Origin of the sequence: Acidaminobacterium chupaoyuni (assembly GCF_047936785.1) — a bacterium.
Classification (GTDB): Bacteria; Bacillota; Clostridia; order Oscillospirales; family Butyricicoccaceae; genus Acidaminobacterium; species Acidaminobacterium chupaoyuni.
The window spans coordinates 1481270-1499444 of sequence record NZ_CP176394.1 but is presented as its reverse complement, the minus strand read 5'-3'; the positions used below and the strand labels follow the sequence as shown (position 1 = coordinate 1499444).

At 50.8% G+C, this 18175-nt stretch carries 18 protein-coding genes; all 18 read right to left on the bottom strand.

Annotated elements, in window-relative coordinates:
- Positions 1 to 16 precede the first annotated feature (16 nt).
- Positions 17 to 730, bottom strand: a complete 714-nt coding sequence (locus ACJA3I_RS07130; RefSeq protein ID WP_458863830.1) for a metallophosphoesterase — start codon at positions 728 to 730, stop codon at positions 17 to 19.
- A gap of 23 nt (positions 731 to 753) precedes the next feature.
- Positions 754 to 1095 (bottom strand): YraN family protein, encoded by a 342-nt coding sequence (locus ACJA3I_RS07125; RefSeq protein ID WP_458861920.1) that lies wholly within the window; start codon positions 1093 to 1095, stop codon positions 754 to 756.
- Positions 1092 to 1709 (bottom strand): ribonuclease HII, encoded by a 618-nt coding sequence (gene rnhB, locus ACJA3I_RS07120; protein WP_458861919.1) that lies wholly within the window; start codon positions 1707 to 1709, stop codon positions 1092 to 1094. The genes ACJA3I_RS07125 and rnhB overlap by 4 nt, the downstream gene beginning before the upstream one ends.
- A complete protein-coding gene (gene ylqF, locus ACJA3I_RS07115; RefSeq protein WP_458861918.1) occupies positions 1690 to 2589 on the bottom strand; it encodes a ribosome biogenesis GTPase YlqF in 900 nt (299 codons plus the stop codon). The genes rnhB and ylqF overlap by 20 nt, the downstream gene beginning before the upstream one ends.
- A complete protein-coding gene (lepB, locus tag ACJA3I_RS07110; protein WP_458861917.1) occupies positions 2586 to 3200 on the bottom strand; it encodes a signal peptidase I in 615 nt (204 codons plus the stop codon). Before lepB ends, ylqF begins: the two co-directional genes overlap by 4 nt.
- Positions 3201 to 3336: 136 nt before the next feature.
- The gene (gene rplS / locus ACJA3I_RS07105) at positions 3337 to 3678 is read right to left on the bottom strand and encodes a 50S ribosomal protein L19 (protein WP_458861916.1); all 342 of its coding nucleotides are present in this window, start codon (positions 3676 to 3678) and stop codon (positions 3337 to 3339) included.
- Between the two features lie 109 nt (positions 3679 to 3787).
- Entirely contained in the window at positions 3788 to 4426 is a 639-nt protein-coding gene (locus ACJA3I_RS07100; protein ID WP_458861915.1) for a TIGR03936 family radical SAM-associated protein, read from the bottom strand.
- Positions 4419 to 6254: a TIGR03960 family B12-binding radical SAM protein gene (locus ACJA3I_RS07095; RefSeq protein ID WP_458861914.1), complete on the bottom strand. Its 1836-nt coding sequence runs from the start codon at positions 6252 to 6254 to the stop codon at positions 4419 to 4421. The genes ACJA3I_RS07100 and ACJA3I_RS07095 overlap by 8 nt, the downstream gene beginning before the upstream one ends.
- A gap of 51 nt (positions 6255 to 6305) precedes the next feature.
- Positions 6306 to 6896, bottom strand: coding sequence for a site-2 protease family protein (locus ACJA3I_RS07090; protein WP_458861913.1), 591 nt, complete (start codon positions 6894 to 6896; stop codon positions 6306 to 6308).
- Entirely contained in the window at positions 6893 to 7879 is a 987-nt protein-coding gene (locus tag ACJA3I_RS07085) for a M23 family metallopeptidase (protein ID WP_458861912.1), read from the bottom strand. Before ACJA3I_RS07085 ends, ACJA3I_RS07090 begins: the two co-directional genes overlap by 4 nt.
- Before the next feature lie 16 nt (positions 7880 to 7895).
- On the bottom strand, positions 7896 to 9374 hold the full coding sequence (gene spoIVA, locus ACJA3I_RS07080; RefSeq protein WP_458861911.1) for a stage IV sporulation protein A: 1479 nt from the start codon (positions 9372 to 9374) through the stop codon (positions 7896 to 7898).
- Between the two features lie 52 nt (positions 9375 to 9426).
- Positions 9427 to 10923 carry a DUF3794 and LysM peptidoglycan-binding domain-containing protein gene (locus ACJA3I_RS07075; protein WP_458861910.1) on the bottom strand — a complete coding sequence of 499 codons (1497 nt, stop codon included), beginning with the start codon at positions 10921 to 10923 and terminating at the stop codon, positions 9427 to 9429.
- A gap of 624 nt (positions 10924 to 11547) precedes the next feature.
- On the bottom strand, positions 11548 to 12171 hold the full coding sequence (locus ACJA3I_RS07070) for a thiamine diphosphokinase (RefSeq protein WP_458861909.1): 624 nt from the start codon (positions 12169 to 12171) through the stop codon (positions 11548 to 11550).
- Positions 12168 to 13064: a ribosome small subunit-dependent GTPase A gene (rsgA, locus tag ACJA3I_RS07065; RefSeq protein WP_458861908.1), complete on the bottom strand. Its 897-nt coding sequence runs from the start codon at positions 13062 to 13064 to the stop codon at positions 12168 to 12170. The genes ACJA3I_RS07070 and rsgA overlap by 4 nt, the downstream gene beginning before the upstream one ends.
- Positions 13064 to 15046 carry a Stk1 family PASTA domain-containing Ser/Thr kinase gene (gene pknB / locus ACJA3I_RS07060; protein WP_458861907.1) on the bottom strand — a complete coding sequence of 661 codons (1983 nt, stop codon included), beginning with the start codon at positions 15044 to 15046 and terminating at the stop codon, positions 13064 to 13066. Before pknB ends, rsgA begins: the two co-directional genes overlap by 1 nt.
- 13 nt (positions 15047 to 15059) lie before the next feature.
- Positions 15060 to 15791: a Stp1/IreP family PP2C-type Ser/Thr phosphatase gene (locus ACJA3I_RS07055; protein ID WP_458861906.1), complete on the bottom strand. Its 732-nt coding sequence runs from the start codon at positions 15789 to 15791 to the stop codon at positions 15060 to 15062.
- Positions 15788 to 16840: a 23S rRNA (adenine(2503)-C(2))-methyltransferase RlmN gene (rlmN, locus tag ACJA3I_RS07050; RefSeq protein ID WP_458861905.1), complete on the bottom strand. Its 1053-nt coding sequence runs from the start codon at positions 16838 to 16840 to the stop codon at positions 15788 to 15790. The genes ACJA3I_RS07055 and rlmN overlap by 4 nt, the downstream gene beginning before the upstream one ends.
- Positions 16837 to 18168: a 16S rRNA (cytosine(967)-C(5))-methyltransferase RsmB gene (gene rsmB, locus ACJA3I_RS07045; RefSeq protein WP_458861904.1), complete on the bottom strand. Its 1332-nt coding sequence runs from the start codon at positions 18166 to 18168 to the stop codon at positions 16837 to 16839. The genes rlmN and rsmB overlap by 4 nt, the downstream gene beginning before the upstream one ends.
- Positions 18169 to 18175: the final 7 nt, after the last annotated feature.

Here is an 18175-nt window from a genome sequence, read left to right as displayed (position 1 = left end):
GTCTATTTAATAGATTTTATGGTTTTATCATAACCGGCCGAAAATTCAGATAATCAGCCGACACAACCCGATAGTCGATCCCATCGCGAATACCGCTGAAAGCCCCTCTAAGGCTTTCGCCGTGCAGATGCCCATAAAAGCATCGGCTCACGCCATATTTTTGAAGGAGATCGGTGATCTGTGTTACTTCATACCCCGGATTCCCCGCCAGGATCGGCGGATAGTGCAGGAAGCAAAAGATCTCACAGTCTCTGTTTTCTGCGCGGGCCGCTTTCAGCGAAGCCTCCAGGCGGATGAGTTCCCGTTTGAACACCGTTTCGTCTGCCGAAGCAGGGTCTGACGGATCATAACACCAGCCGCGAGTGCCGCATAAAGCAACTCCATTATAAAAAATACAATTATTATGCAAAAAAGACAAGGTTTTTATTTGATTATTTTCAAAAAATTTTCTCATTTTTGTGATTGTTTGCCACCAAAGGTCGTGATTTCCCTTAATCAGCACTTTTTTGCCGGGCAAACCATCCAGCAAGCGAAAATCTTCCGCCGCCTCTTCCAAATTCAAACCCCAGGATAGATCGCCGCATATCACGGTGAGATCATCTTCCGTCAGGATCTGCTGAAAATTCTGAACGATTTTGTTTCGATAATCCTTCCACACACCGCCGAAAACATCCATCGGTTTCTGCGTGGTTTCTGAAAGGTGCAGGTCGCCGATCGTATATAACGCCATGCAGCACCTCCGTTTTTCTGAGTTTATTGGAACGCATCGGGGATATGACGGATCTCGCCGTTTGCATAAACTTCGATCACATCGAAGCGCAGCGGGAATTCCGTTTCCTGCTGCATCAGCCAATGGCGCGCCGTCAGCCGCAGCCGGTTTTGTTTGTGAACATCCACAAACTCCATCGCCTGGGCAAACCGATCGTTTTTCCGCGTTTTCACTTCGGCAATGATCACCAGCTCTTTTTTTCGGGCGATCAGGTCGATTTCGCCATAACGGCAGCGGTAGCCCGCTTCCAAAACCGTGTAACCTTTTTTGCGAAGATATTCCGCGGCGGCGGCTTCCCCCGCCCTGCCGATGACGCTCGTGTTCATTCGCCCGTTTCCCCCAAAAGCTTTTTCAGAAAACTGCGGCGGTGGATCTCACAGGGGCCATATTCCAGCACAGCTTGTCTGTGCGCTTTTGTGGGGTAACCCTTGTGGATCTCAAACCCATAGGCGGGGTATCTGGCCGCTTCCGCCACCATCAGGCGATCTCTGCTCACCTTGGCCAGAATCGAGGCTGCGGCAATGGAAGCGCTTTTGCCATCGCCTTTGATAATGCAAAGCGTTTCACATCCCAACTGCGGATCGCGGTTGCCATCTACCATGGCGATATCGGGCGTTGTTTTCAGCCCTTCCACCGCGCGGCGCATCGCCAAAAAAGTGGCCTGTAAAATGTTGATTTCATCAATTTCGGTGTGGGATGCCCACCCGACGCCCCAGAAAGCGGCTTTTTCACAGATTTCATCAAACAGCAACTCGCGCTTTTTTTCGCTGAGTTTCTTCGAATCATTCAGCCCTTCGATAGGGCGGGAAGGATCTAAGATCACCGCGGCGGCGCAAACCGGGCCCGCTAAAGGGCCTCTGCCCGCTTCATCGATGCCGCAAATGCGCTGTTTTCCCTTTTCTGTGAAAAACTGCTCATATTCATACATCGGCTTCGTCATGCTTTTCATCCTTGCCGCCGGGGCTTTTGGGCTGCGGCGCAAGCTCTAAGGTAATGCGCCCCAGTTTCCCGCTGCGGAACTCATCCAGCAAGACTCTGGCCATGCGCTCGGTGTTATACTCCCCGCGGGAAAGCAGGAATCCGCGCGATTTTGCCATCGCCTGCAAGGTTTCATAAGGCTGGTCGCAATCGACCGCCTCAAGCTTATAGCGCGCTTCCAAAGCGCCCGGCGCCACCTGCGCCAGCTTTTTGATCAGTTCACAGGCCAGTTCTTCCAAATCCAGAATTTCATCATTGATGGTTCCGGTATAAGCCAGCATCATGCCGGTGTGTTCATCATCGATCTTGGGCCAAAGCATGCCCGGGGTATCCATCAGTTCAAGCCCCTCTTTCAGGGTGAACCATTGGTTGCTGCGGGTCACGCCCGGTTTGTCGGCGGCGACCGCCGATTTGCGCCCCAGGATGCGGTTGATAAACGAAGATTTGCCCACATTGGGAATGCCGCAGGCCATGATTTTGATTTTTCGGCCTTTGAGGCCCTTTGCTTCATCGCGGGCGATCTTTTCAGCCATCACTTTCTGGATCATCGGCACCAGCGTTGAAATGCCCGAACCGCTTTTGCTGTCGGTTACCAAAGTGGGGATGTTTTCCGATTCGAAATAGCGTTTCCAGCGGGCTGTTTCCTCCGGATCTGCCTGATCTGCACGGTTTAAAATCAAGATGCGTTTTTTTTCACCGGCCATACGCAGAAGATCCGGGTTGCGGCTGGATGCGGGAATTCTCGCATCGCGCAGTTCACAAATCAAATCGATTTGTTTCAGATCTTCCAGCATCAGGCGCTTGGATTTCGCCATATGCCCGGGATACCAGTTAATTTTCATTGAATACCGCCAATTCTGCTAAAGGGAAACAGCCGAAAAACGACCTTTCCCACGATTTTTTCATAGGGGATCGTTCCCACTTCGCTCAAACGGCTGTCTGAACTGCGGTTGCGGTTATCCCCCATTACGAACACTTCATTTTTAGGCACGACCAGAGGATATTCCCGATCGCCCATGAATGCCGTGGTTTCATTGATATAGGGTTCATAAAGCGTTTTGCCGTTTACCGTGATCTCGCCGCTTTCGCCGTTGACGGTCACAGTATCACCGCCCACCGCGATCACGCGTTTCACCAGCGGCTGCGCCATAAAGCTGTCGGCCATCAAAACGACCACATCGCCGCGCTTGGGCTGGGTATAACCCGCCGAAGCCACCAAAAGCTGATCGCCGTTATACAGCGTGGGATACATCGATTCTCCATCCACGCCCGAAAGCCTGACCACAAACGCAAAAACAGTCACCAAAATAGCCAGCGCAAATACCAGCGCTTCCGCCCAATCGAAAAGTTCGGAAACAGCGGTGTTTTTTTTGGCGTTTGGCTTGTCGTCTTCGGGCTGTGCAGCCTTTTCTATTTCTTCATTTGGTTCCATATTGCTGCTGTTATGCTCCATTGTTTATCACGATCCTCAACAGCCGATTTCACGAAGAGCCTCTGGCCAAAGATGACGAAACGGCCTGCTCCCCTGTTTTTTTGAATTTCGAAAAATAAAAAGAAGAGGGACGAAAAATGTTCCGTCCCTGCTCCATTTAGATATCCTGTTTGACTTTTGCAGCCTTACCAACTCTGTCGCGCAGGTAGTAGAGCTTGGCTCTTCTGACTTTACCTTTTCTCACGACCTCAACTTTTTCGATGTTGGGGGAATGAACCGGGAAAGCCTTTTCTACGCCAACGCCATAAGAAACTCTGCGAACAGTGAATGTTTCCTGAATGCCGCCGTGTTTCATAGCGATAACAGTGCCTTCGAATATCTGGATTCTTTCGCGGTTACCTTCTTTGATTTTGGCGTGCACCTTCACAGTGTCGCCGATTCCAAAATTCACAGCGTTTTCTTTCAGCTGCGATTCTGTCAGTTTTTTTACGAGATCCATATTCTCTTTCCTTTCTGTCATAGATGTTCGTGCCCTGACTGCGGCAGAGGACCATCCGTAATACATGCCCAATTATAATATCATAGCGGTGATATTTTGGCAATAGTTTTTAGAAAAATTCTGCGAGCTGTTCATCAAGGATGCTCTTGCGAAGATAGGTGGGGCGGTCTTGCGAAGAAACATAGTTATGAAAACGCAGAATATCGGTCAGATAGGCCGGGTTCAGCGGGTCATCCCCCGCCCTCAGAATGCAGCGGCAGCGAAACCCTTCTTCTGTGGGTTCAAAAACGATTTTCCTGGCATAATCGGCAAGCACGACCTCTTTATCGCCGCGCTTGGAATGCTTCAGAATCCTGACCTCTTTTTCGAAGATGGCCGGAATCTCGGGCGACCAGACGCAGGGATAAGAAATTTCATATTCGCACCAGGCGATCTCATTGATGGGCGTGACCGCCCGGCGGTATTCCAGCGCTTTCAAACCGTGAGGCAGCGCCGCGTTGATGCGTTCGATCAGATCTTCGGGCGGGGCATCCTGCGTCAGTTCAAAATCGCAAAGATCATATTCGCTTTGATAGCCTGTGCTCAGCGGCACCAGAATGGAGAGATAAATATGCGGGTTAAACCCCGATGTATATTTCACCGGCAGCGCTGCGCGGATAAGCGAACGCTGCAGCGTCTGCATCAGATCCAGATGAGAAATATAAGATGAATATTCTTTCTTTTCAAACTTCAGTCTCACTTTATACATCGCAGCGTTTCCCCCCAGATAATTTCAGCGCGCCGCAGTTACGGCAGCCATGGGCGCAATCGGGCGTTGCAATGCCCTTGAGCGCTTCTTCATATTCCCCGCGCAGATAGCTTTTATCCACCCCCGAGAAAATATGATCCCATGGGAAGATCTCATCAGCCGGCTGGCTGCGGTAAGCATAAAATTCAGGATCGAGGCCGCAATGTTCGAAAGCCTGCATCCATACATCGAATTTAAAATTCTCATCCCAGGCGTCTAAATTGCATCCGTTCTTCCATGCTTCATAGATCACGGCGGAAAGGCGGCGGTCGCCGCGGGCGAAAACCGCTTCTAAAAAGCTGGAATCACTTTTATGCAGATTGAACGATACATTTTTGATCTTCAGCTGTTCTTTCAAAATTTCCTGCTTGCGGCGAACCTCTTCGCGGGTGGCCTGCCCCACCCACTGAAACGGGGTCTGTGCCTTGGGCACAAAGGTCGATACGCCGACATTGATCTTGATGCCGCGCGCCTTGTTTTTGCCGTTTTTGCGGAAGGTGTAGATCACATCACGCACAATGGCCGCAATGCCCGCCAAATCTTCATCGGTCTCGGTGGGCAGCCCCATCATAAAATAAAGCTTCACATTGTTATAGCCCGCCGCGAAAGCGATCGCACAAGCGTTGAGCAGATCTTCTTCATAAAGATTTTTGTTGATCACATCTCTCAACCGCTGTGTGCCCGCTTCGGGCGCGAAAGTCAAACCGCTTTTGCGCACTTTTTGAATGTTTTCCATCAGATCGAGATTGAAATTATCGGCGCGCAAAGAAGGCAGCGCCAAATTGATGTGGCGCGGCTCGCAATAAGAGATCAGCCCATCGCACAAAGATTCCAGCTCGGGATAATCGCTTGAACTGAGCGAAGAAAGCGAAACCTCGTCATATCCTGTGGTTTCGGCCAGTTTTTTGGCCTGGGCTTCCAGAGTTTTGGCGCTTTTGGCGCGGATGGGGCGATAGGTATAGCCCGCCTGGCAAAAACGGCAGCCACGGCGGCAGCCGCGGAACAGTTCCACCATGGCGCGGTCAAACACGATATCGGTGGAAGGAACGATGAAACGATCGGGATAATAGGCGGCATCCAGATCTTTCACCACGGCCTTTTTCACCACCGCGGGAATGCCCTCATCCGGGGTGACCGATGCGATGGTGCCATCTTCATGATAGGCCACATGATAAAACGACGGCACATAAACGCCCTCGATCTTGGCGGCCTTTTTCAAAAAGCTCTGCTTATCCATGCCCTCTTTTTTGGCGCGGATATAAAGCTCTGTTAAAGCGGGCAGGTTTTCTTCCCCCTCGCCCACCATAATGATATCAAAAAAATCCACCACGGGTTCCACATTATAAACGCAGGGCCCGCCCGCGATCACAAGCGGGGTCAGCTCTGTTCGCTCTGAAGAGAATTTCGGAATGCCGGCCAGATCCAGCATATTCAGAACCGTGGTGTAATTCAGTTCATATTGCAGCGAAAAGCCAAAAATATCGAATTTCGACGCGGGATCTTTACTTTCCAGCCCATAAAGCGGCAGCCCCACCCGGCGCATTTCCGCTTCCATATCGGCGGCCGGCGCATACATTCTTTCACACCATACATTTTCCATGGCGTTGAGGCGCCCATATAAGATCTTAGAACCCAAATGCGACATGGCGATTTCATATAATTCGGGAAAACATAAGGCGAAACGGCAATCGACCGCAGCCGGATCTTTGAGGATGCTGTTATACTCCCCGCCTGTATAGCGCGCGGGTTTCCGCACATTATCCAGACATTGTTTCAGTTTATAATCCATGGTTCCTCCAAACAGAAAGTTTCAGTTTTATTCTCTTTTATCATAAAGCCTTTAAAGAATTCTGTAAAGCTGTTTTGTTCGGCAAAACGCTAAAATTACCATGGATGCAAACAAAATCGTGATATTTCCTTTGGTATAGATAAAAAGCCCCGCACCGCATGCCAGCAGAAAAATTCCGATGGAAACAGAAAGCCAGTAAACGGCATCCAGCGCTTTTTGAAGCGGAAAATATTGCAGCAAAAGAGATCGCAGGATCATTCCCCCATCCAGCGGATAGACCGGTATCAGGTTGAACAGGCATAAAATCAAATTGATGCCGCAAAACAGGTCTTTCCCCTCGCCGCCCCGTGGGAAGAAAAAACCCGCCGCCAAAAAAAGAAGCAGGTTGCAAAGCGGCCCGCACAGCGCGATCACCGCCTCTTTTAAATAAGAAAGTTTTTCCGAGGTAAATTCTAAATTCAAGCCCCATGGGGCCACCGTGAACCGCCTGATCCTTTCGCCCATGCAATAAATGGCGGCGAAATGCCCCGCTTCATGCAAAGTCACCGCGGCAAGCGTAACGGCGATCATTTCGCCATCGGCAAAACAGAGCAGCGCCAGAAGAAGCAGAAGCGTGCAGGCTGAAAATCCGATTTTTTTCATGCAGATAACTCCACATATTGAGAAGGATTGATGATCTTACCGTTTTTTCTCATTTCAAAATGCAGATGCGGGCCGGTCGATTTGCCTGTGCTGCCCACTTTGCCCACTTCTGCCCCCAATGCGATCCAGGCCCCCTTCTTGGCCGTGATCTTTTGCATATGCCCATAAAACGAAGTGAACCCATTGCCATGATCGATGCGCACATAGTTGCCGTAAACCGTGCCCTTTCCTGTTTCCGTCACTCTACCTGCGGCAAAGGCTTTGATGGAAGTGCCTGCCGAGGCGGCGATATCCACCCCGTAATGGAACGATGCCTTTTCATCGATGGGATGATCCCGATAGCCGAAAGGCGAAGTGATCCTCCCACGAAGCGGCGCCGCGCAGGGGGAAGTAAACGGATAAAAAGTGTCGTCCACCACATCCGGGCTGGGGATATGGAACGGCACATTGCTGGTGTCATCCTGCATTTCTTCCGCCGGCAAGTCAAACTTCAGCGTGTTCGGGTCAATGATCGGCGAGGGCGATTCGCAAACGCCGCTCAGCGAGGAAACGGAAAAGGTACGGTCGGAATCGTTTCCGACCGTACCCTCCTGCGGCGTATATTCATCAAAATCATTGGCCTGTGCCGGCAGAAAATCAGAGGAAGCTTCCGATGCACCCATATCATCTTGTTTGATGCCCAACAGCTTTTTCCCAAACACCACAATGGCATTTTCTTTCTTTTCGGTTTCGCTCACCGCGTTTTTGCCAAATACGGCCACTGCCTGCTGCAGATCCATTTCGCCCTGCACCAGCATGGAAACCGTTTGCCTGATCTGCTGTGGGAATTCGCCCGGTGAAAACCGGATGAAAAGGGCCAGCGCCGCGATCAGCAAAAGCGCCGCGCCGCCCCAGGGAAATTGCTTCTCACGGCGGCCGTTCCTTCGATAGCGAGCCGCTTTTTTCCGGCGCAGCCTGGCGCTGCGTGCTGCCGAATTTGTCATAGCAGCCCCCTTCTTTTTAAAGGATGATGCAGATCAGCCCATTGCTGCTTTCGTTAACGATCCTCTGCAGCGTTTCCTGGATCTTGATGCGTGCATCCTCCGGCATCTTATAAAGCTTGTTGTTGATTCCCTCGTTGACCAGTTCATGCAGAGATTTGCCGAAAATATTGCTTTCCCAGATCTTCTCGGGGGAATCTTCGAATTCGCTGAGCAGATATTGAACCAGTTCCTGCGATTGTTTTTCGCTGCCCACGATGGGGGAAACTTCGGTTTTGATATCCGCGCGGATCATATGGATCGAAGTTCCGCTGGCCTTCAGCCGCACACCGAAGCGGCCGCCCTGGCGAACGATCTCGGGCTCTTCCAAAGTCATTTCGCTGCGCGAAGGCATCACAATGCCATAACCCGTTTGCTGCACCTGATCAAGCGCGCTCTGGATCCTGCCATACTGCTCGCGGATCGAAGCAAGTTCACACAGCAGCGGCATGAAATCGGCCGCATTTTTCACGGTGATGCCCGACTGCTCGGAAAGCAGGCGGTAATAGATGGCATCATCCACGCTGATCTGGATCTCGGCGATGCCCTCGCCCATGTTCATGGCGGGGATCTGGAAGCTTTGCACATATTCGCAGTCTGTCAGGCCGCTCATGGCCTGCTGCACATCGCGCATTTTCCCAATTTGAGAAGCGCAGCCGTAAATGGTGTCATAGATCTGCCGGCGGATCTCACAATCCGGTGCCAGAGCATTGATCCAAGAAGGAAGTGTAAAGTGAAATTCCTTTGCGGGGAATTCGGCCAATACACGCTGCAGCACTTCTTCGATGTCGCTCTGGCTGAGCTGTGCGCAGTTGAGGCTCATGCAGCTGACCTGATATTTTTCCTGCAGTGAAGCGCGCAGCTTCTGGGTTTCGGGTGCGGCGGGGTTGACGGAATTGAGCACGATGACAAAAGGCTTTTGCAGCTGTTTCAGTTCGCTGATCACCCGTTCTTCCGCCGGGATATATTCTTCACGCGCGATATCCGAAATGGTGCCGTCGGTGGTCATCACGATGCCGATGGTGGAATGTTCATTGATGACTTTCTGCGTGCCGGTTTCGGCGGCTTCGCGCAGAGAAACCTCGTGATCGAACCACGGCGTTGAAACCATCCGCGGCGAATCGCCTTCCATCTGCCCCAGCGCGCCGTCGATCATATAACCCACACAATCGATCAGGCGTACATTCAGTTCCGTATGATCGCCCAAAGTGATCTGAACGGCTTCTTCGGGAACAAATTTGGGTTCGGCCGTCATAATGGTGCGCCCGCTGCCGCTTTGGGGCAGCTCATCTTTTGCGCGCTCTTTCAGATAAACATTGTCGATGCGCGGCAGCACCATGGTTTCCATAAAGCTTTTGATAAAAGTGGATTTGCCTGTGCGCACCGGCCCCACCACGCCGATATAAATCGAGGAATCCGTTCTCGCTGCGATATCCTCATAAATGCTTCGATTTTCCATGCGCTTTCCTCCCTATGGATGACTGAAGATCATCATTCGTTTTTTTTGATGGTTATGCCATGGGAATCATAATGAGCTGCCCTTGCTTCAGCGTGGTTTCCTGATCTAAATGATTGGCGGCCAAAATGGCTTCCGGCGAGGTGCTGAAATCTTTGGCAATGGCCCACACCGTTTCATTCTTGCCGGCGCTGCGTAAAATCAGCGAAGCGTTGCAGCGGCGCTGCTTTTCCTTTGTGCTGTCGATCTCACAGGCCGTTACCTGCATTTTTTTCGCCTGCACACAAACGCGGCGGAACACCGCGCTGCCGTCGATCATCAGCCCGCCTTCCGTGGGCAGAGCATTCACGCCCGAAAGTTCGGCTTCGGCCCCGCCGTTTGACCATCCTTCTGCCGCGGCGGCAAGTTCGATATTGCCGATGCACTGGCGCATGGCGTTTTCCGCGGTCAGATAAACCGCGCTCACGCCGAACACCGCTGAAATCATCTGATCGGCCACTTTGATCTCTTTTTTCGCCACAGAAAGGTTAACCACCGTTCCGACTGTTTCTTCCGTTTCCAGTTTCATGTGGATCTCCGAAGTGATCGGTGCCATATAAGAAGATGTATTAACTGTAAATGGATTATACTTTATACTACATGGAAAACGCCTGTGGAACGCATCAAGCAGCACTTCTTTTTCTACTGTTCTCGTCACTTTCACACAAACATCGCAGGTCAGCTCTGTTTTTAAGATCAATTCATTTTCTGCGCCCGCCGTCAGCATGTTTTCAGCCTTGCGCGGTGCATAGAAGATCGCGGCGGCATCCCCGCTTTCTGCGGCTTCCACTTCCACGATCTGAGAAAACGGCAAGGTCGCGGTTTCTTTGAAAATTCTTCCCGTTTTATTGCTGAGGAAGGTTTCGGTTTTCACATTGCCGCGCAGCATGACTTTGTTTGATAAAACACGCACATCTTCCGTTTGATAAACTGCGCTGCTGAAAAGCAGCTGATCTTCGGCTGTGCAGGCGGCGTTCACGCGGTTTTCTTCCTGAATGGTCATGGTTTTTTCCTGCACGCAGATCACCGGCAAAAAGGTCTGGCGCTCTGTCAGCGTCTGCATCTCTTCGCATCCGCTGCCGGTGATGCCTTCGCAGATCTCGCATTCTGTTTTGGTATAGATCTGCGTTTCGATGGTGAACTGAACAGACACCGTATATTTGCGCGGGTTTAAAATCTTGCTTTCGGCCTGAACCATCTGCGCGATGGCAAAGGCGATATCCTGCTGTTTGCATCCATGTGCGTCGCACAGCGCGGCAAACGGGATCAGGCCATTGAGCAGATAGACCTGCCCTTCCGCCTCATAGCTCATCATCGCGCGCACATTGCCCGAAACCATCACACGGTCATTCTGCACCACTTTTTCACGAATATCGATTTCACCGAAAGTGCACCGAATCATTTCTATATCCGGATAAGTATCTGGCACAATAACATCCATGGATTCTTCGTGCAGTGTTGTTTGCTGCGCCACAACGGAATACTGGGTGAGTTTGCTCTTTTTCAGCTCCATGAACAACCCTTCTTTCATAGAATTAGATCATTGCATCTATACGCCCGTCCTGCTTCAAATATGCTGATTTTCCCATATTTTTCAGGCGGAGGTTTTCCCTCTCTTCACTATATTCCCGAAAAAGGTTCTTCATGTCCTTTTTTCATGTGGTGATCTCGCTTTTGTCCGGCTTCAAAGCCGCAAAACAATCTATAGACCTTTTTGCGCAAAAAAACAGGCAATGGCTGTTAAACCATTGCCCGCTTTTCGATTCACCGTTACATTTTGCCATGATCCGCTTTTTCTTCCCGTTGTTTCACGGTCTTGCGTTTTTATGGCGAAAAAGCGTAAGAAAACTGCTCATAAAGCGCGGTGCTTTCACCACATAAATTTTCATGCTGCGTCCTCCCCATCTATGTTATGCCATGCCGCCTGTCACAGCAGACAAATCAGAACAAGAATTCCTAAGATCATCCAAAAACAAACCCACATGGGCAGCAATAATGCAATGAGTATGCCGGATACCACGGCGGCCATAAACGGGATGTAGCAACGCCTGTTTCTTCTCATAGGTTACCACTCCAAGCTTTGTTAGTGCATCCTATGAAAAAGCCGCTGCAAATGTGCAGCGGCCCAGACGATTTTTTATTTTGAGAAAATCAAAAAAGCTTTCCCCTTTTGCACCGTGATCTCGACCTCACGGTTTTCCTTCGGTTCATTGCTGACGGTCAGGGAATCTTCTCTTCGAACGAATGCGTTTTCCAAGGGATATTTGGCGTTGCGGATCAAAACACCTTCCAGCGTTTCGGTGATGGGGATCAGCGAAAAATACCGGTAAGGCGCGGGGATCCGATAGATCTGATTCTTCAAAAGCTGCACTTCGTTTCGGGCATCGATCAAAAAGGTTTCCGCGCCTTTTTTTTCGGTGGCTTCCAGCAAATGCAGGTTGCAAAGAAAATGATCGACCCTGCCGCCGCTGGCGCCGGTCAGATAAAGCCGGTCACAACCCCGGGCAATGGCTTCTTCTAAGCATGCCTGCGAATCGGTATAATTTTTTTCGGCGGGAAACCGAACGGCGGCGCAGTTCACAGGGGTTCCGCCGCTATCCATATCCCCCATCAAAAGATCACAGGGAATCGAAAGCAGCTGCGCTTTTTTCATCCCGCCATCGGCGCAGATCACCAGCGGATCTTCTAATTTTTCATAAACCGCCCGAATATAATCGATATTTTCTTCCGGCGATGCCGCGATGATCAAAGCTTGTTTCATTTGTTGGCCCATTCTTTCCACTGTGACAGTTCTTCATATAGTTTTCTGTAATTTTCAAGCCGTGCGCGGCTGATCTCGCCTTTTTGCGCCGCTTCTTCCACGGCGCAGCCCGGTTCTTTGCAATGGGCGCAGCCGTGATAGCGGCATTGCCCCAGATAAGGCGAAAACTCCTCATAATATTCCTGAAGCTCTTCTTTTGGGATATGCTCCATTTTGCTGATATCAAAAGAAGAGAACCCGGGGGTATCGGCAAGATACCCTCCGCCTTCCACCGGGAACAGTTCCACATGGCGGGTGGTGTGGCGGCCGCGGCTGATGCGGCTGATGCCGCCAGTTTCCATATCTGCGCCGCATTTCAGTTCCAGCCGATTCAAAAGGCTTGATTTCCCGATGCCGGAATTGCCGGTAAAGGCAGATATTTTGCCTTTCAGCAATGCCCTTAATTCATCGATGCCCTGCCCGCTTTCTGCGCTGGTGCGCAAAACGCGGATGCCCGCGCCGCGGTAATCCGCTTCCATTTGCAGGCTGGGCAGAAGATCCCACTTATTCAAAAGCAAGATCGGTTCAATTTTTTGATACTGCGCAATCACCATTACCTTATCGATCAAATAGGAATCTGTGATCGGATCGGCCTGAGAAGCCACGATGAACAGCCGATCGATATTGGCGATGGGCGGGCGCAAAAGGAAATTGCGCCTTTGCTCGATGGAAACGATATAACCCGTTTCGCCATGCCGCTCGATCTGGGCCAAATCGCCCACCGCGGGGCGGAAATCGCGCAGTTTGCGCAATCTTCCGCCCGCTTTGCATTCAATGGTCTCCCCTTCGGCATCCACATAATAGAATCCGCCGATGCCTTTTAAAATAACAGCATATTGCTTTTTACTTTCCATTAAAATTCCATCACTTCTTCATAAGTGTTTCCGTTTTGAATGATCGTGATCGTATGCTTGCCCGCAGTGGCTGTCACTTTCACAGAAACGCTGTTTTCACTGGGGTTATGCTCTTTTTCATAGACCTTCGAACCATCCACCAGCACAGTCACTTTAATCGGGGCAAGCGGATTTCCGCTGTCTTCTGCCAAAGAAATATCAAGTGTTTTAGATACTTCGGCGGGTTTATCGGGCTCTTTCGGCTTGTTATTGCTGATATGCAGATCGACCGTGGTGCCCGCATCCACCTTTGTGCCCGCGGGAATCGATTGAAATACCACGGTTTTATCGGGTTTATCGCTGTCTACCGGTGTGACCTTGCCCACGATGAGACCTTTGCCCACCAGGGTGCTGCGCGCGTCTTCTTCGCTCCAGCCCGTCAGGTTGGGCACATCCACCTGCGCCACTTCGGGCCCCTTGCTGATGACCAGAACGATTTTGTCGCCCTCTGCCACTTCAGCGCCTTCGCCGGGGGAAGTGCTGATGATATAATCCTTCACAAAGTCTTTTGAAAATTCCCACTGCTCGGTATATTCGATCCCCAAACGATCAAGTTCGATCTCTGCCTTGCGGTATTCCATATTCGTGTAATCCGCCAGCTTTTCTGTTTTGGCGCCGCGGCTTACGGTGACTTTGATGATCTTATCTTTGCCCACAGCTGCGCCGGCTTTCGGCGATTGCGAAATAATTTCATCCGCAGGCACTTTATCGTCATAGACCCGTTCTTCTTCAACGATCTGGAAGCCCTGCTCCTGCAGCTGGGTGTCTGCCGCCACATCTTCAAAGGTTCTGCCCACCAGTTTCGGCGCGGTGATTTTTGATTTATCGCTGCTGCCAAAGGGGCTGATCAACGCGGCAATGAAGAAGATCGCGCCGATGCAAAAAATGCTGATCGCCGCAATGGTGAACATCAGCGAACCGGAAATTTTCTTTTTCCCTTTGCCCTTCTGCGGCGGCAGATCGTTTCTTCCGCCCGAAACAACGGGGATCTTCCGTGTTCCTTCGTCCGGTTCTTCCTGTCTGGCGCCAACCGGGGGGATCACCTGTGTTTTTTCCAGTTCGCCCTGGGCATTTTCATCCAAATCGAAACGGTTGACCTGAACTTTATAATGCTGATCTTCACGGAAATGCTCTAAATCACTCAGCAGTTCCGTTGCGGAAGCATAGCGCGAGCTCAGTTGAGGGCTCATAGCCTTCATGGTGATATCTTCAAGGGTCTTCGGAATATCGCTGACATAATCGGAAGGCAGAAGCGGGATGGAATTGATATGCTGCAAAGCCACCGCCAGAGGGGAATCCCCCTCGAAAGGCAGGCGCCCCGTGAGCATTTCATACATCACCACGCCCAACGAATAAATATCTGAACGGTTGTCGATATAGCTGCCCTTGGCCTGTTCCGGCGAAACATAGTGAACCGAACCGATGGCTTCGCCCATGTTATAGGTGTTGCCGTTCGTCACATGGCGCGCGATGCCGAAATCCGCCACTTTCACCGTTCCGTCGCGCAGCAGCATGATATTCTGGGGCTTAATATCACGATGGATCACGCCCCGTGAATGAGCGTATTCCAAAGCCTTTGCGATCTGCATAGCGAAGAAGACGGTTTCTTTCCAGTTCAGCGGGCCTTTTTTGGCCAGATAATCTTTTAAAGTGATGCCGCCGTCGATCAGCTCCATCACGATATATTCCACATCACCCGAGCGGGAAACATCATAAACCGAAACAATGTTGGGGTGAGAAAGCATCGCGACCGTCTGCGATTCATCGCGGAAGCGCTGGCGGAATTCTTCATCCTGCGCCAATTCTTCTTTCAAGATCTTCACCGCAACAAAGCGGTTGAGGCGATGGCATTTGGCCTTATAAACAACAGCCATGCCGCCGCGGCCGATGATCTCTAAAATTTCATATCGGTTATCCAGCATTTTTCCAATGTATTTATCCACCGTTTAACCCTCCCTAAAATGATGCGAGCATAACGGTAATGTTGTCATGACCGCCTCGGGTTTTTGCAATTTCTATCAAGGTTTCACATGCCTGTTCCGGTTTTTGAGAATGATAGACCTCATAATAAATTTCGGGTTCGCTCACCTCATTGGTCAGGCCGTCTGAGCAAAGAAGAATATATTGCCCTTTTTTCTTTTTCAAAGGAAAAATATCGCAGGTCACGCGCTGATCGACCCCCAGCGCGCGTGTGATCACATTCTTGTTGGGATGATGCTGCGCCTGCTGTGGGGTGATCTCTTTTCTTCTCAGCATTTCGGCCACCAGCGAATGATCGGCCGTGATCTGCTGCATCCCGTCTTCATCGATCAGGTATGCGCGGCTGTCGCCGATATTGCCCACCACCATGTTATCGCCGCTTTGCAGCAGGCAAACCATGGTGGTTCCCATGCCGTTAAGGCTTTCATCGCCCAGCGCCGTGTCAAACACCTTTTTGTTTGCTTTCTCGGCGGCTTCCAGCAGCAGATCGGCCAGCTGCGTGGTGGTGCGATGGGGTTTGATGTTTTGCCCCAGCACCTCGCAAATCGTTTCAATGGCCATTTTGCTGGCCACCGCGCCGCCCTTTGCCCCGCCCATGCCGTCGCATACGATCAGCAGGGCTTCTTCCTGATTATAATGTTGCTCTGCAAATGCATCCTGGTTTTCTTTTCTCACGGCGCCTACATCTGTTTTGCTCCATACTCTCATTCTTCGTTCTTCCTCTTTTCTGCAAGAGCTTTTCTTCTCAGCTGCCCGCAAGAAGCGTCGATATCTCCGCCCAAGCTTCTTCGCACAGTGGTGTTCACCTTATGCTGCAGCAGGATGTTTTGAAACTTTCTGATATTCTCTTTGCTCGATGGCAGCAGCGGGCTGCCTTCCACATGGTTGAGCGGAATCAGATTCACATGACAGATCATGCCCCGCAGCAAACGGCAAAGTTCCAATGCGCAGCGCTCATTGTCATTGACATTTGCGATCATCGCATATTCAAAAGAAATGCGCCGGCCCGTTTCATTGAAATAATCGCGGCAGGCCTTCATCAGCTGGGCGATCGGATATTTATGATTCACCGGCATGATGGTGTTTCGAATCTCATCAAACGGCGCATGCAGCGAAACTGATAAAGTGAGCTGAAGATCGAGCTTTGCCAAATCATAAATGCGCGGCACAAGGCCGCAGGTGGAAAGCGAGATATGGCGCATGCCGATATTCATGCCCTTGGGGTGTGAAACCAGCTTTAAAAAGCGGATCACATTTTCATAATTATCCAAAGGCTCGCCGGTTCCCATCAACACGATATTCGAAATTTTCATGCCGCTGTCTTTTTCGGCAAATAAAACCTGATCCAAAATCTCGGCGGGCGTCAGGTCGCGGGTTTCACCGCGCTCAAATGAAGCGCAAAAGGCACAGCCCATATGGCATCCGGCCTGTGTGGAAATACAGACGCTGTTGCCATGCTCATATTTCATCACAACTGTTTCAATGCAGTTCCCATCCGCAAGACCAAACAAATATTTTACTGTGCCGTCTTTGGCAGAAACCTGTTTGCGAATGATCTCGGGATGCGTGATAAACGCGCGCGCTTCAAGCTTTGTTCGAAACTCTTTGGAAAGGTTGGTCATCTCATCGAATGAAGTGACCCCCTGGGTGAGCCACTGAAAAATCTGCCCGGCCCGATAAGAGGGCTGGCCCAGCTCTTTCACAAAAGCTTCCAGTTCTTCCGGCAGCAGCGATTTGATGCATTGTTTTTCTGTCATAGCAAGGCTTCCTTTTTCAGTTTGGCGATATAAAAACCATCTGTGCCGTCGCGGTGAGGATAAAAAGTGCGCTGCCCCTCTTCGATCAGGCCAAATCCCGGCAGTTCAAAGGCTTCCGCCGAAAATTCGGGATGCCCCGCCAAAAAATCTTTTACCACCTGCTCGTTTTCTTCAGGCAGGATCGTGCAAGTTGAATATACAATACTCCCGCCCAAAACACAATATGCGGCGGCGCATTCCAGTATTTTTCGCTGAAGCGGGGGCATCTCCCTCACTTCTTCGGCTGTTTTAAAACGGATATCTGCCTTTTTGCGGATAATGCCCATGCCGGAACACGGCACATCGCAGATCACCCGATCGGCGGTATCACGCAGACTTGGGTTCATCACAGAAGAATCGGCGCAGGCGGTTTTAAAATGTTCCACGCCATAGCGTTTGGCTGTTTTTTGCAGTTCTTTGCATTTGAATTCATGAACATCAATGGCAAGCAGATCGCCTTTACCTTGCTGCATCTGCGCGGCAATCATTGTTTTTCCACCTGGGGCGGCGCATAGATCGATGACATTCTGCCCCGGCTTGACGCCCAGCGCCCATGCCGCCAGCTGGCTTGCGATATCTTGAATATAGAACAGCCCCTGTTCAAATTCGGGAAGCTTTGTCAAATCACCGCCGTTTTGCACCACCAGACAATGGGGTAAAAAGCGGTGTTCCGAAACCTCGATCTCTTTCTGTATCAAAAGTTCTTTCAGCCGCGGCGCCGTTATCTTCAAAGTGTTCACGCGCAGTGTCACTTCTTCGTGGCTTTCGTTCGCGCGGCAAAGCATCTCAGCCTCTTCTTTTCCCAAAATTGCTGTCATTTTCTCGGTGAACCATTCGGGGTGTGTATATTCCACCGCCAGATAATGCGCGAAATTTTCTTTGGGAACTGCCGGCAGATTGCTTTTTTCCAAACTGATCTTTCGCAAAACCGCATTACAGAAAGAACCGGCGCGGTCACCGCCGCTTTTGCGGGCCAGACGAACCATTTCGCTTACAGTGGCGTGATCGGGGATCTTCTCCATCCAGATCAGCTGATAAATGCCCAGACGCAGGCAGTCTAAAACCTGCGGCATGATTTTTTTCAGCTTGATCGAAGAATACTGTTCCAAATAAAAATCGATCAGATTGCGATGCTCCAAGGTTCCGTAGAGCAGCGCCACGGCAAGCCCGCTGTCGCGGGCATCCAGTTCATATTTTGAAAGATCCTGCTGCACGAATTGATCGGGCCAAGTGCCGTTTATCCGTAAAGCTTTCAGCCCTGCCAGCGCTGCATTTCTCGCATTTCCCACTCTATTT